The organism is Maribacter sp. PR1 (assembly GCF_028464145.1).
Classification (GTDB): Bacteria; Bacteroidota; Bacteroidia; order Flavobacteriales; family Flavobacteriaceae; genus Maribacter.
In genome coordinates, this window is record NZ_JAQPCG010000003.1 from 291,757 (window position 1) to 306,150 (window position 14,394).

The 14,394-nt window shown below is 37.8% G+C and carries 13 protein-coding genes; all 13 read right to left on the minus strand.

Annotation, left to right across the window (positions count from 1 at the left end):
• Window positions 1-2: 2 nt before the first annotated feature.
• The 13 genes from hisC to PP182_RS07835 all read right to left on the minus strand — a co-directional run bounded on the left by hisC (window position 3) and on the right by PP182_RS07835 (window position 14,326).
• A complete protein-coding gene (gene hisC, locus PP182_RS07775) occupies window positions 3-1,046 on the minus strand; it encodes a histidinol-phosphate transaminase (protein ID WP_272650785.1) in 1,044 nt (347 codons plus the stop codon).
• Window positions 1,047-1,087: 41 nt separating this feature from the next.
• On the minus strand, window positions 1,088-2,377 hold the full coding sequence (hisD, locus tag PP182_RS07780) for a histidinol dehydrogenase (protein WP_272650786.1): 1,290 nt from the start codon (window positions 2,375-2,377) through the stop codon (window positions 1,088-1,090).
• Window positions 2,377-3,234 carry an ATP phosphoribosyltransferase gene (gene hisG / locus PP182_RS07785; protein WP_272650787.1) on the minus strand — a complete coding sequence of 286 codons (858 nt, stop codon included), beginning with the start codon at window positions 3,232-3,234 and terminating at the stop codon, window positions 2,377-2,379. Before hisG ends, hisD begins: the two co-directional genes overlap by 1 nt.
• Window positions 3,235-3,487: 253 nt before the next feature.
• Entirely contained in the window at window positions 3,488-4,303 is an 816-nt protein-coding gene (locus PP182_RS07790) for a prohibitin family protein (RefSeq protein ID WP_272650788.1), read from the minus strand.
• 11 nt (window positions 4,304-4,314) lie between these two features.
• Window positions 4,315-6,333 carry a VWA domain-containing protein gene (locus tag PP182_RS07795; RefSeq protein ID WP_272650789.1) on the minus strand — a complete coding sequence of 673 codons (2,019 nt, stop codon included), beginning with the start codon at window positions 6,331-6,333 and terminating at the stop codon, window positions 4,315-4,317.
• 100 nt (window positions 6,334-6,433) lie between these two features.
• Window positions 6,434-7,183 carry a 3-oxoacyl-[acyl-carrier-protein] reductase gene (gene fabG / locus PP182_RS07800; RefSeq protein ID WP_272650790.1) on the minus strand — a complete coding sequence of 250 codons (750 nt, stop codon included), beginning with the start codon at window positions 7,181-7,183 and terminating at the stop codon, window positions 6,434-6,436.
• A 107-nt stretch (window positions 7,184-7,290) separates the two neighbouring features.
• Entirely contained in the window at window positions 7,291-8,163 is an 873-nt protein-coding gene (gene sucD / locus PP182_RS07805) for a succinate--CoA ligase subunit alpha (RefSeq protein ID WP_272650791.1), read from the minus strand.
• Between the two features lie 67 nt (window positions 8,164-8,230).
• Window positions 8,231-9,166: a UDP-3-O-(3-hydroxymyristoyl)glucosamine N-acyltransferase gene (locus tag PP182_RS07810; RefSeq protein WP_272650792.1), complete on the minus strand. Its 936-nt coding sequence runs from the start codon at window positions 9,164-9,166 to the stop codon at window positions 8,231-8,233.
• Window positions 9,167-9,227: 61 nt separating this feature from the next.
• Window positions 9,228-9,794, minus strand: a complete 567-nt coding sequence (gene efp / locus PP182_RS07815) for an elongation factor P (RefSeq protein ID WP_272650793.1) — start codon at window positions 9,792-9,794, stop codon at window positions 9,228-9,230.
• A gap of 66 nt (window positions 9,795-9,860) precedes the next feature.
• The gene (gene lpxA, locus PP182_RS07820; RefSeq protein WP_272650794.1) at window positions 9,861-10,646 is read right to left on the minus strand and encodes an acyl-ACP--UDP-N-acetylglucosamine O-acyltransferase; all 786 of its coding nucleotides are present in this window, start codon (window positions 10,644-10,646) and stop codon (window positions 9,861-9,863) included.
• 10 nt (window positions 10,647-10,656) lie between these two features.
• Window positions 10,657-12,054 (minus strand): bifunctional UDP-3-O-[3-hydroxymyristoyl] N-acetylglucosamine deacetylase/3-hydroxyacyl-ACP dehydratase, encoded by a 1,398-nt coding sequence (locus PP182_RS07825; RefSeq protein ID WP_272650795.1) that lies wholly within the window; start codon window positions 12,052-12,054, stop codon window positions 10,657-10,659.
• A 2-nt stretch (window positions 12,055-12,056) separates the two neighbouring features.
• Window positions 12,057-13,073 (minus strand): UDP-3-O-(3-hydroxymyristoyl)glucosamine N-acyltransferase, encoded by a 1,017-nt coding sequence (gene lpxD, locus PP182_RS07830; RefSeq protein WP_272650796.1) that lies wholly within the window; start codon window positions 13,071-13,073, stop codon window positions 12,057-12,059.
• A 23-nt stretch (window positions 13,074-13,096) separates the two neighbouring features.
• Window positions 13,097-14,326, minus strand: a complete 1,230-nt coding sequence (locus PP182_RS07835; RefSeq protein ID WP_272650797.1) for an HD domain-containing protein — start codon at window positions 14,324-14,326, stop codon at window positions 13,097-13,099.
• Window positions 14,327-14,394 lie beyond the last annotated feature (68 nt).

Genomic DNA, 14,394 nt, shown 5'->3' on the forward strand with positions numbered 1-14,394 from the left:
TTTTAGGATAATGATTTTAAAACGTCTTTCAATTTATTATTTTCATCTTTGGTACCTATGGTAAATCGGAGTGTATTCTCACATAAGGGCTGCGTTGTTCTATTTCGAATTACAATACCCTTTCTAAGAAGTTCATTATATCTTTTATCCGCATCATCAACCTTGACTAAAATAAAATTAGCATCCGTCGGATAAATTTTGGACACAAACGGAATGGATTTCAGGGTTTCATTCAATTTTTGGCGCTCCCCTAAAATGCTGTTGACTTCCTGTTTAACCCTTTCCATATCAGCAAACCGTTCAATGGCCCGTTGCTGTGTAAGTTCGTTTACATTGTAAGGTGGTTTAATTTTATTTAAAATCGATATGATATCCGAGGAAGCAAAACAGATACCCAAACGGATACCCGCCATACCATAGGCTTTAGACAAGGTCTGTGTTATAATGAGGTTAGGATATTCCGATAATTTGGAAATCCAGCTTTCTTCATTTGAAAAATCAATATATGCTTCATCGATGACAACCAATCCCTTGAATTCCTTCAATAATCGAATAATACTATTTTTATTAAAACTATTCCCCGTGGGATTGTTGGGCGAGCATATAAAAATAATCTTGGTGTGATTATCCACATTCGCTAGAATAGTATCTACATCGGGTTGGAAATTATCCAACAATAAAACCTCCCTATTCCCAACAACATTAATATCCGCCAATACTTTATACATGCCATACGTTGGGGGCAAAGTAATGACGTTATCCGCTTTTGGCTCACAGAAAGCTCGAAATAATAAGTCCAATACTTCATCACTTCCATTTCCCAATAAAACATTACGTTCTAAAATACTCTTTTGTTGGGCCAATACGGCCTTTAGACTTCTTTGTTGAGGGTCGGGATATCGGTTGACTCCATTTTGAAAAGGATTTTCATTGGCATCCAAAAAAACCATTTCAGACCCATCAGATACGTATTCATCACGTGCAGAAGAATAGGGTTTTAATCCCTTTACGTTTTCCCTAGTAATTTTATCTAAATTGAAACTCATAGTACTCAAATGAGGTCTCGACTCCGCTCGACCTGACAAGGTTATTGATTCTTTAAACTGTTTAAACGTAAGGTCACCGCATTTTTATGTGCTTCTAAGCCCTCAGCTTCCGCCATTAATTCAATGGCTTCACCAATATTTTGAATTCCCTCTTCAGTTATCTTCTGAAAAGTCATACTCTTCATGAAACTATCCAAATTAACTCCGCTATATTGTTTTGCATACCCATTCGTCGGTAACGTATGGTTGGTTCCAGAAGCGTAATCCCCAGCACTTTCAGGGGTGTAATTACCAATAAATACGGAACCCGCATTAACCGTATTCTCAATGAAGAAATCTTCATTCTCTACGCAAACTATATAATGCTCGGGACCATATTCATTAATTAAATCAATAGCATTCTGGTCATCCTTGATATAAATTAGTTTACTGTTTTTAATGGCCTTTTCGGCAATTTCTCTTCTAGGTAGGACTTTTAACTGATTTTCGACTTCTTTTTCGACTTTACCTAACATGTCCTTTGAAGTGGAAACTAAAATCACCTGACTGTCCACGCCATGTTCAGCCTGACTTAGTAAGTCTGAAGCCACAAATGATGCGTCCGCCGTGTCATCGGCCAAAACTAAAAGTTCACTGGGTCCCGCAGGCATATCTATGGCAACACCATGTTTAGTGGCAATTTGTTTGGCCACGGTCACGTACTGATTCCCTGGGCCAAAAATTTTATATACTTTAGGAATGGATTCCGTTCCAAAGGTCATTCCGGCTATGGCCTGAATTCCACCTACCCTAAAAATTTTTGTAACTCCACATAGCGAAGCAGTATATAAGATTGCCGGATTCACTTTTCCTTCTTTATTGGGAGGAGTGCATAAGACTATTTCACTACAACCTGCCAAATTTGCTGGAATGGCCAACATCAAAATTGTTGAAAATAAGGGTGCTGTGCCTCCCGGAATATAGAGTCCAACTTTTTGAATTGGTCGTTTTTCTTGCCAACAGGAAACTCCTGGAACCGTTTCAACTTCAACACGTCCTGTTTTTTGAGCCTTATGAAAGGTCTCAATATTAGCTTTGGCGAGTTGTATTGCTTTTTTTAAGTCTTCGGAAATCAACTGATTAGAGTCCACAATTTCCTCTTTTGATACTAATAGGGAGTTCAAGGAAACACCATCGAACTTTTCAGTATACCGTTTTAAACTATTGTCTCCACCCAGTTGAACATCTTTAAAAACATCAGTAACTAGGTCTTCAATATCCGAAACTGTTTGTGTAGGGCGTTTAAGTAATTTTGTCCACTCTGTACGATCAGGGTTATAAACTTTGTTCATTAGAGTACCATTTTCTCGATTGGACATACCAAGATACCTTCTGCACCAGCCTTCTTCAATTCGTCGATAACCTCCCAAAAAGTATCTTTATCGATTACCGTATGTACGGAACTCCAGCCTTCTTCCGCCAGAGGAAGTACCGTTGGACTGCGCATACCCGGAAGTAATTTTAATATTTCCTGTAATTTATCGTTAGGCGCATTTAAAAGTACATATTTTGACTTTCGAGCCCTTAAGACTGACTGTATCCTAAACTGTAGTTGTTGTAACAAAACAGTACGTTCATCGGATATTTTGGGTGAAACTGCAAGAACAGCTTCGCTCGTAAGCATCACTTCAACCTCTTTTAAATTGTTTTTGAACAAGGTACTGCCACTGGATACAATATCACAAATAGCATCGGCCAATCCAATGTTGGGTGCTATTTCTACAGAGCCATTAATAATATGTAAATCTGCACTTACGCCTTTTTGTTCCAAATAATTCGTAACCGTATTGGGATATGACGTGGCTATTCTTTTTCCCTCAAAATCCTGTACAGAATTGTATTTTACCGATTTCGGTACCGCCAAGGATACTTTGCATTTAGAAAACCCAAGTTTTTCAGCGATTAAAATATCCTCCCCTTTTTCAATAAGTACATTTTCACCAATAATGGCAATATCCACGACCCCGTCTCTCAAATATTGGGGAATATCCCCATTTCGCAAATAGAACACTTCCATGGGAAAATTTCGGCTTGATGCCTTCAATTGGTCTTTGCCATTGTCTATGGAAATACCACAGTCCTTTAAAATTTTAAGGGAATCCTCATTTAGCCTTCCCGATTTTTGAATAGCAATTCTAATCTTTGTCATTTTCTTTATTTTCAATTTATTTGACCGACTTTAGTCTGAGCCAAAAATAAAACCCGTTTGATTGCTCAAACGGGTTTTAAAATATACTTGTAATACTACAATACATTTTTACCTCGCTTGAGAGCAAGTATAAAAATGATGATGTGTATTGTTTTTTCTCATTACGATGTAAAAGTAAAAGGTATTTTTGATTTTACAAAAGAAAAGTTTGAAATGAAACAAAAAGGTTTACCCTAGGTGAAACATTCCACTCTTAATTATTTCCAAGAATTAAGGGCAATCCAGAATCTCCGCCACCAACAACGATTACCTTAGCATTGGGTGATTCAGAAAGGCGGAGTGTAGCGTCAATACCTTTATCCCTTAAAATCTGATCGTTCAAAGAGGCACTCAATATCCTGTTTGCATCCGCTTTACCCTGAGCTTCGATTCTCACTTTTTCGGCTTCCTTAGAAGCTGTAACCAACCTAAATTCGTACTCCAGGGATTCTTGTTCCTGCCTTAGTTTACGCTCAATGGCTTCTTTAATCGTTGGAGGTAGCGTTACATCACGTACTAGAATTTCATTTAATTGAATGTACTCATCATCCACTATTTTTTTAGTCTCCTCAAAGATTTCCATTTGTATGGCATCCCTTTTACTGGAATACAGTTGCTCCGGAGTATATCTGCCAACTACGGAACGCGCTGCTGAACGTATGGTAGGTAATAAAACTCTTTGGATATAGTCCTCCCCTTTTTCTTGATGTAATTTTCCTAACTCATCATATTTAGGTTGAAACCAAGCCGAAGCATCTAGTTTAATATCCAATCCATTGCTGGAAAGTACATTCATTTTCTCAAAAACTTCTTGTTGTCTCACTTCATAGATAAAAACCTTGTTCCAAGGTGCTACGAGATGAAAACCTTCACCCATAGGAGGCTCATCGGTTACTACCCCGTCTCCAAAAGTTTTGTAGAGCACCCCTGCTTCACCAGACCCTATGGTTACAGCTGATTTTGATATTAAAATTACAAGTACTATAAAAATAAATATTACCGGTAAGGCAATTTTTGGCAATTTGTCCATTATTAATTTGTTTAGATTAAACCATTATATTTTCTGAGGAACCACTCTATGGTAAAGGCTAAAACGATTATAGCCAAGAGCATCCTGTAATCTACCAAAGATACGATATTTTCGATGCTTTTTTGGGTTGGCACAAAGGCATCATTTGAAGACAGTTCATCAATTATTTGATTTACTTGGGAAGGTAAAAAAGAAGTACCCTTGGTATAACTGGAAAGTAAATTCATTTTTTGATAATTGCTGGATACAAATTGTTTTTCCAAATCAAATTCAGAGATTACAAAGTTTCCGCTTTTACTTATATTTCCCCCCGCTACGTTTACCCTGAATTCATAAGATCCAGGAGAAAGGTCACTTAAATCCGCTTCATAGTACCCATTTCTCAGCACCATAGGCCTTGTAGACTCCTTAACATCGGTCCTAATTGTTATATCCAATGTAGCATTAGGTTCAAAAACATAGGCCTCATCAAAATAGGTTGCCGTTACTACTGCGGAATTACTCCCTTCGATTAGTGAATTGTATTCTAAATTTAGCCTCTCCCTTCTTGCATTACTAGTAAGATATCTCACTAATTTACCCATGAAAAGGTCGAAATTGGAAAAGTCTCCTGAATTTCTGTAGGTTTGACCTCTCCATTTCCAGATTCCGGAACCCACCCATAAACCACGCTTCCATGAATTATCCTCAAATACGCTTAATAAAGGAGAGTTAATATTTACTCCCTTTATTTCCGAATCCAATAATATATCGTTAGAAGTATTTAAAAGCAAAGGACCCGCATCACTGGATAATGGGGGGAAATTGCTCATGTCAAAGTCAGTGATGTCATATTTGGAAAATGCTGAATTCAAAGAACCAAAAACCTCCTGTTCAGGATATCCCAATTCAAAAATAAAATTTTCTTGTACCTGATTCAAAAATCCAAAATCGGTATTGACCCCAGTGACCATTAAGTAATTGGATTTTTTGCTCTGGATGTATTCTATAATGGATTTAAAACTTCTATCAGGTTCGTACAAAATAAACAAATCCATATCATCCAAAATTTGCGATGTGGTATTTGATGAAATGAATTGGACTTGACGCTGTTCATTACTTTCAATGGCCTTTTTAAAAGCTCCTAAATCTGGATGTAGTATTTGGGAAACAATAGCAACATTTGTCTTTTCATCAATTACCTCGACCGTAGTTTGCCTTGTGTTATTACTGATATTTCTTTCTGATGCAAGTTTGGTAACACTCACCTTAATGGTTTTATTGCCAACACTATTTGCATCTATCAAGGTGTTAATACTAGCAAGGTTATTGGATTTGGAAAGACTTATTGCTTGGGAAAAAATATTTTTTCCGTCCAATGTTATGTTTACCCTACCCGATACATTGCCATTTCCCTGGTAGGTGACATAGCTTTCAAGAGGAAATTTATTGTTTAAAAAAGCGTACCTATTGGAATTTATGGCACCTATGCTTAAATCTTCGTAAGCAGTTGTATCCCCTATTGTAACGGTATAAATAGGTTTTTTTGTGTCTAGGTTGAAGATGTAATCCTTACCCACAGTTTGATTACCATCTGAAATGAGAAGAATGGTACTTTCCTTTCTTCGATACGCCTCATTGATACTTGATATTGAATTATCGATATTGGTAAGTTCATCTGCAAAAGTTAAACTATCCAATGGTCTCAAAGTTTCACCAAAAACATAATTACTTACGGTAAACCTATCAGTAATCGTTTCGGAATTCTTCAAGGCCGATAAAATGGATTCTATTTCCTCCTTACTTGACGCAGCAGAGGTAGAATTATCCACCAAAACGGCCAATACAGGTTTTTCAATCTTATAGGTCGTTTTTAAAATTTGTGGATTAATTAAAAGCAATAGAATTCCGAATACACCCAAAAACCGAAGAAAGGACAAGGTAACATGAAGTTTGTCCCTTCGCTTATTTCGAAAATAATACTGAAACAGGGACACCAGCAACGCCACAAGCGCAGCTAAAATGATAAGGAGTACAGTTTCAGTTTGCATGAATACAAATAGGGTTTACTCGAAAATCGAGGTTAAAAAGGCCATACGAGTATCATCAACTTTCCACATTGATGATTGAAATCATGGTAGATAATATGTACTAGGTTAACATGCCACCATCTACATTAAGAACCTGACCGGTGACATAAGCAGATAAATCTGAAGCAAAAAATAAGCAGGCATTAGCAATATCCTCGGTCGTACCTCCCCTTTTCAACGGAATTCCATCTCTCCATCCCTGCACCGTTTTATCATCTAATTTTTCTGTCATTTCCGTTTCAATAAAACCAGGAGCTATTGCATTACATCTAATGTTTCTAGAACCCAATTCCAAAGCTACGGATTTGGTAAACCCAATCATACCGGCTTTTGAAGCCGCATAATTGGTCTGGCCAGCATTCCCTTTGACACCTACAACACTACTCATGTTTATGATAGAACCTTTACGCTGTTTTAAAAATGTTCTTTGAGTGGCTTTCGTCATGTTGAAAACGGACTTTAGATTGATATCGATTACCGTATCAAAATCATCTTCGGACATGCGCATTAAAAGATTGTCTTTTGTAATACCCGCATTATTGATCAAAACATCAATTACCCCATCAAAATCCTTTAATACTTCGGCAACCAAATTCTCAGCTTCTTCATAACTAGCGGCATTACTTTTATAGGCTTTAGCTTTTACGCCGAGACTCGTTAGCTCCTTTTGTAATTCTAAAGCCGGTGCTTCACTGGAACTATAGGTAAAAGCTATATTGGCACCATTTTCTGCAAATATTTTAGCGATTCCCTTTCCTATACCACGGCTTGCTCCTGTAATTATAACATTTTTTCCTTCTAACAATTTCATTTGTTTTCTATTTGTAAGGTCTTTTATCAAATATAAGTTTTGTTTGATATATAGGCGAAAAAAAATCCCGTAAGAACGGGATTTAATATAGTTTTTAGAGATTTGCCCTAAGACATAACCTCTTTAACCTTCACTCCTATTTCTGCAGGGGAATCAACAACATGTATACCGTGCTCTCGCATAATTTTCTTTTTGGCCTGTGCCGTATCATCGCTTCCACCAACAATAGCTCCTGCATGTCCCATTGTTCTACCAGCAGGCGCCGTTTCACCGGCTATAAAACCAACGATTGGCTTTTTACTTCCACTCTCCTTGTACCATTTCGCGGCATCAGCCTCTAGCTGACCTCCAATTTCACCAATCATGACAACGCACTCCGTTTCCGGATCATTGATCAAAAGCTCAACTGCTTCCTTGGTCGTAGTTCCAATGATTGGATCTCCACCAATACCTATGGCAGTAGTAATTCCCAAACCTTGCCTTACCACTTGATCCGCAGCTTCATAGGTAAGGGTTCCAGATTTTGAAACAATGCCGATATTTCCTTTTTTGAAAACAAATCCAGGCATAATTCCAACTTTTGCCTCACCAGGTGTAATCACACCCGGGCAATTTGGACCAATAAGCCTACAATCTTTTCCTTTTATATAATCTGAGGCCATAACCATATCGGCAACAGGTATACCCTCCGTAATTGTAATTATAACTTTTATACCAGCATTAGCAGCTTCCATAATGGCATCTGCAGCGAAAGCAGGTGGTACAAATATGATGGTTGTATCCGCTCCTACCTTTTCAACAGCCTCACTTACCGTATTGAAAACAGGTTTTCCCAAATGCTCCTGACCTCCTTTACCAGGAGTAACTCCCCCAACGATATTGGTACCATATTCTATCATTTGTTCGGCATGAAAGGTACCTTCACTTCCCGTAAATCCTTGTACAATTATTTTGGAATCTTTATTTACTAAAACACTCATACTGCTGTTTGGTTTTTATTACTACAAAAATATAGGTTTGTCAATGAATAGTAAAGCATTCTGCTTCTTATTTATTCTCTAGCCTTTTTATTATATCAGGAATTTTCTTGGTATACGCTAGCTGTTTTAATTTCTCTCTAGATTCTTCTACAGGGGTACCAAAATAACTCTTGCCTCCCGGTACGGATTTAGTCACCCCTGTCTGACCCATAATCACCGCTTTTTTTCCTATGGTTATTCCACTATTTGTTCCTACTTGACCCCAAATAGTCACTTCATCCTCTATGATTACACAACCCGCAATTCCCGTCTGAGAAGCAATTAGGCATTTTTTACCAATTACGGTATCATGTCCAACATGCACTTGATTGTCTAATTTAGAGCCTTTCCCAATTGTAGTATCGCCTGTAACACCCCTATCTATGGTACAAAGAGCCCCAAGGTCTACATCATCCTCTAGCACTACCCTTCCGCCTGAGCGTAATTTGTCAAATCCCTCTGGTCTGTTCTTATAATAAAAAGCATCGGCCCCAAGTACTGAACCGGCATGTATGGTAACACCATTGCCTATGACAGAATTATCATAAATACATACATTGGAATGAATAATACAATTATCACCGATCCTTACATTGTTACCAATAAACACATTTGGCTGTATGATGGTGTTTTTACCAATTATGGCAGAATTAGAAATTGCCCTGACTGCAGCAACGAATGGACTAAAATATTGGGTCAATGTATTGAAATCCCTAAACGGGTCATCGGAAATCAATAATGCCTTGCCTTGTGGACAGTCAACTTTTTTATTGATTAATATAACAGTAGCTTTTGAATTTAGTGCCTTGTCATAATATTTAGGATGGTCCACAAACACGATATCCCCATTTTCCACAACATGAATTTCATTCATGCCCAAAATCGGAAACTCAGCATCACCAACGTACTCCGTCTGTATAATTTCAGAAATTTGTTTAAGGGTAAATGTAGTTGGAAATTTCAAAGATTATATTTTACTCAATTGTTAAGATGTATACTTTTCTAAATCCTGTACTGTTTTCAATCTATTCTTTTACACGTTCCATATAAGAAGCACTGGAAGTATCAATTTTAATTTTATCCCCCTCATTTATAAAAAGGGGTACGTTGACCTCTGCGCCAGTTTCTACTTTAGCTGGTTTTGTGGCATTCGTCGCTGTGTTTCCTTTTACACCCGGTTCCGTATAGGTTATTTCTAGTACAACACTTGCAGGCATATCAACGGATAATGGCATACTATCCTCTGTATTGAACATAATCTTTACAATCTCCCCCTCTTTTAGAAGACCGGGAGCATCCAAGGCACTTTCCTGAAGTGTAATTTGATTATAATCATCGGTATTCATAAAATGATACGTTTCCCCTTCAGCATATAAAAACTGGTACGATCTGGTTTCCACACGAACATCCTCTATTTTATGCCCGGCTGAAAATGTGTTGTCCAAAACTTTTCCCGTAGACACACTCTTTAATTTTGTTCGGACAAAGGCTGGTCCTTTTCCCGGTTTTACGTGTAAAAACTCAATAATCTTGTAGATATCGTTGTTATATCTAATGCATAATCCTTTTCTAATATCTGATGTAGATGCCATGCTTTATTACTTAAATGATTTATTAATGCTGCCTTAAATGATGTAGCAGTTTTAAAAATTAATGTTTTAATTATTACTGAAGTAGCCCTTCATAATACCTCTTTGGGAATCCCTAATGAATTGAAGTATTTCATCCCTTTCTGGGGTTGCCTCCATTTCGGCTTCCAAAATTTGGACCGCTTGGGTATTGTTGTAGTTTTTCTGATATAGAATTCTGTAAATATTCTGTATCTCCCTTATTTTATCCGATTGATATCCTCTTCGTCTGAGGCCCACTGAATTTATTCCTACATAGGAAAGGGGCTCGCGAGCCGCCTTTACATAAGGAGGTACATCCTTCCTTACCAGCGATCCTCCTGTAACAAAGGCATGTTGGCCCACAGAGACAAATTGATGTACGGCTACCAATCCGGCCAAAATTACATTGTCACCAATGGTAACATGTCCCGCTAAGGTTGAATTGTTGGAAAAGATGCAGTTGTTCCCAACCAGGCAATCATGGGCTACATGGCAATAAGCCATTATTAAGCAATTTTTTCCTATGACAGTTTTCATCCGGTCTGAAGTACCCTTATGAATGGTTGCGCACTCCCTAATTGTAGTTCCATTGCCAATGACTACAGTTGTTTCCTCTCCTTTGTATTTTAAGTCTTGAGGTGGAGCGGAAATAACGGCACCTGGAAAAATATTACAATTCTTTCCAATTCGGGCACCTTCCATTATCGTAACATTAGAACCAATCCAAGTTCCTTCTCCAATAGTTACATTGTTATGTATCGTGGTGAAAGGTTCGATAACCACATTCTTGGCGATTTTGGCGCCTGGATGAACATAGGCAAGAGGTTGATTCATACTACGTAACTTATTTTGATTTTACTATTTGGGCCATTAGTTCAGCTTCCGAAACCAATTTGTCATTGGCATAGGCATAAGCTTGCATATGACATATACCTCGTCTAATAGGCGAAATAAGATCACATTTGAATATTAAAGTATCACCTGGAAGTACTTGCCTTTTAAATTTCACATTGTCCATTTTCATAAAAAACGTCAAGTAGTTCTCGGGATCGGGTACGGTACTAAGCACCAGTATACCTCCAGTTTGAGCCATAGCCTCAACTTGCAGAACGCCTGGCATTACAGGGGCACCGGGAAAATGACCAACAAAGAACGGTTCGTTCATAGTGACATTTTTTACTCCCACTACATGGGAATCGGACAACTCCAATATTTTATCCACCAAAAGAAAGGGTGGTCGGTGTGGTAACATATTCATAATCTGCGTTACATCCATTAAAGGAGCTTTATGCAGATCATACTTCGGTACATTATTACGTTTCTCAAGCTTTATGATTTTAGAAAGCTTTTTGGCAAACTGCGTATTAACAAAGTGTCCTGGTTTATTTGCGATTACCTTACCTCGAATCCTAGTTCCAGCCAAGGCTAAATCACCGACAATATCCAATAATTTATGTCGGGCAGCCTCATTGGGTTGATGTAAAGTAAGATTGTCCAAAATTCCATTGGGTTTTACGGAAAGCTTCTTTTTATCAAAGGCCTTTTCAAGTTTTTTCATGGTAGCCTCCGAAATTTCCTTGTCCACATATACAATGGCATTATTTAGGTCTCCACCTTTTATGAGCCCGTTTTCCAAAAGCATTTCTAACTCATGTAAAAAACTGAATGTACGTGCTGCTGAAATTTCCTCTTTAAAATCGGATAATCGTTCCAAAGTTGCATTTTGGGTACCAAGAACCTTGGTACCAAAGTCCACCATAGTCGTAATTTGGTATTCATCCGAAGGAATAACGGTAATCTCACTTCCAGTAGCCTCGTCCCTGTAGGAAAGAACCTCAGTGACCACGTACTCTTCGCGCGCTGCGTCTTGTTCAACGATTCCAGCATCCTCTAGGGCTTCAACAAAAAACTTGGAGGACCCGTCCATAATTGGTGGTTCCGGGGAGTCCAACTCAATTAACACGTTGTCAATTTCCAACCCTACAAGCGCGGCCAATACATGTTCTGAAGTTTGAATCTTAACCCCATTTTTCTCAAGGTTGGTACCCCGTTGCGTATTTACTACATAATTTGCATCAGCCTCAATAATAGGTTCCCCTTCTAAATCGACTCGTTTAAATTTATAACCATGATTTTCCGGAGCAGGTAAAAATTTTATGGTTACGTTCTCTCCAGTATGTAAACCCACTCCTTTTAGGGATACATCCTTGGCAATGGTGCGTTGTTTATGTTTTGTATTCATCGTCAATCCTTAATTTCCAAGTTGTCGATTCTGTTTATTATTTTGGGTAAGTTTTTAAAGTGTACGTAGGACTTATTAAAGTCCCCATAATTTAAGGCAGGCGACCCCTGTAATACTTCGTTATCCTTCACGTTTCTACCAATTCCTGATTGTGCCTGAATTCTCACATGGTTCCCAATTACAATATGGCCAACAATTCCCACTTGACCGCCAATCATGCAGTGTTTACCTATTTTTGTAGAACCTGCTATTCCAGTTTGAGCGGCTATTACCGTATGCTCTCCAATTTCTACGTTATGGGCTATTTGAATTTGATTATCCAATTTTACTCCTTTTCTGAGAATGGTAGAACCTAGAGTAGCCCTATCTATAGTTGTTCCTGCGCCAACATCAACATTATCCTCCAATATTACATTACCAATTTGTGGAACCTTAGAAAATTCCCCTTCAGAGTTTGGGGTAAAACCGAAACCATCTGCCCCGATTATAACGCCGCTGTGAACTACACAATTGTTACCAATTATACTTTCCGAATATATCTTAGCGCCTGCGAAAACAACCACATTGTCACCAATTTTGACATTATCCCCTATATAAACGTTAGGATAAATCTTAACGTTATTTCCAATGACAACATCACTCCCTACATAGGAAAAAGCACCAAGATATAAGTCTTCACCAAAAGTCGCGGATTCTGACTTAAAAACAGGTTCTTCAACACCTGTTTTATTATTTTTAACTTGATTATAATATTCTAATAATTTGGAAAAGGATTTGTAGGCATCCTCGACTTTAATCAACGTGGTTTCCAAATCTTGTTCGGGAACAAAATCCCTATTTACAATAGTAATTGAAGCCTTGGTCCTATAAATATGAGAGGTGTATTTTGGGTTTGCCAAGAAAGTTAAAGACCCTATTTCTCCTTCCTCAATTTTAGCAAGTTTATGAACGGCTATCTCTGGATTTCCATGGACTTCACCTTCTAAAATACCCGCAATTTGACCTGCTGTAAACACCATGGGCACAAATGTAAGAAAAATTGTTATACGGCATCTTTAGGGTAACAGATATAATATTTAGTAACCGTATTGGAAAGTGCACTTAGATTTAAATGGTCGGATAGTTTTGCTACATCCACTATCTTTCCATTTTTTCTGAGAATATTAATATTTTGACTGTTTTGATTATAGGCCCTATTTTCAATCTTTCCGGTAAAAATAAAATAGGATATTTCCTCTTCCGAGATTAAACCCAATAGTTGGCCCACTTTTTTTCTTTTTTTGTCTAATTTGTCTTTGCCTATAGGCTCCTTTTTAATCTTTATGTGTAATAATTTCCGATCCAATAGCATTTTACATAGCGTAGCAAGTACTTTATCATCGGCTTCCTGCCAACCTTTTATTGCAGAAAGAATATCCACATCGTCCAATTTGGAAAATTGATGCAGTATTTTAGGGTCAAAACTTGTTTTGTTAATCGTATTCGTAAGAAAAAAAAGAAGTGGATTACTGGCCTTTAAGCTTACCCCTTCATTTAATAGGAAGCGCGCTCTTTTTAAGATACTGATTAAAATTTGCTCTGCAACGACTCCGGTTTTATGGAGATAAACCTGCCAGTACATAAATCTCCGGGCCATTAAAAATTTCTCTACGGAATAAATCCCTTTTTCTTCAACAACCAAATGTCCGTCAACCACATTCAGCATCGTAATTAATCGTTCCGCATTGGTATTACCTTCAGAAACACCCGTATAAAAACTATCCCGTTTTAGATAATCCAAACGGTCCATATCCAACTGACTGGAAACCAATTGATTTAAAAATTTCTTAGGGTGTTTTCCTGTAAAAATGGAAATCGCATCTACCAAATCATTATTAAAAATAGCATTCAATTCCTTCATAAACTGGAGCGAAATATGTTCATGGCTAACCCCGTTGACTATGCTGTGCTCCATAGCATGGGAAAAAGGGCCATGACCAATATCATGCAGAAGAATAGCACATAACAACCCATTTTCTTCCCTTTCGGTTATTTCGACCCCTTTAAATCGAAGTACCTGAATCGACTTTTGCATTAAGTACATACTTCCTAATGCATGATGAAACCGCGTGTGGTGAGCACCGGGATATACAAGATAGGACAATCCCATTTGAGAAATTCGACGTAGTCGTTGAAAGTACGGATGCGCAATCAGGTCAAAAATCAAATCACTTGGGATTCTAATAAATCCGTAAATTGGATCATTAAATATGCTGAGCTTTTTGGGTTTCATTCAATCCGTATAAAAGTAATTGGCAAAGTTAGGCAAATGTTATTATAACCAAGGGGTTGACGCGTGCG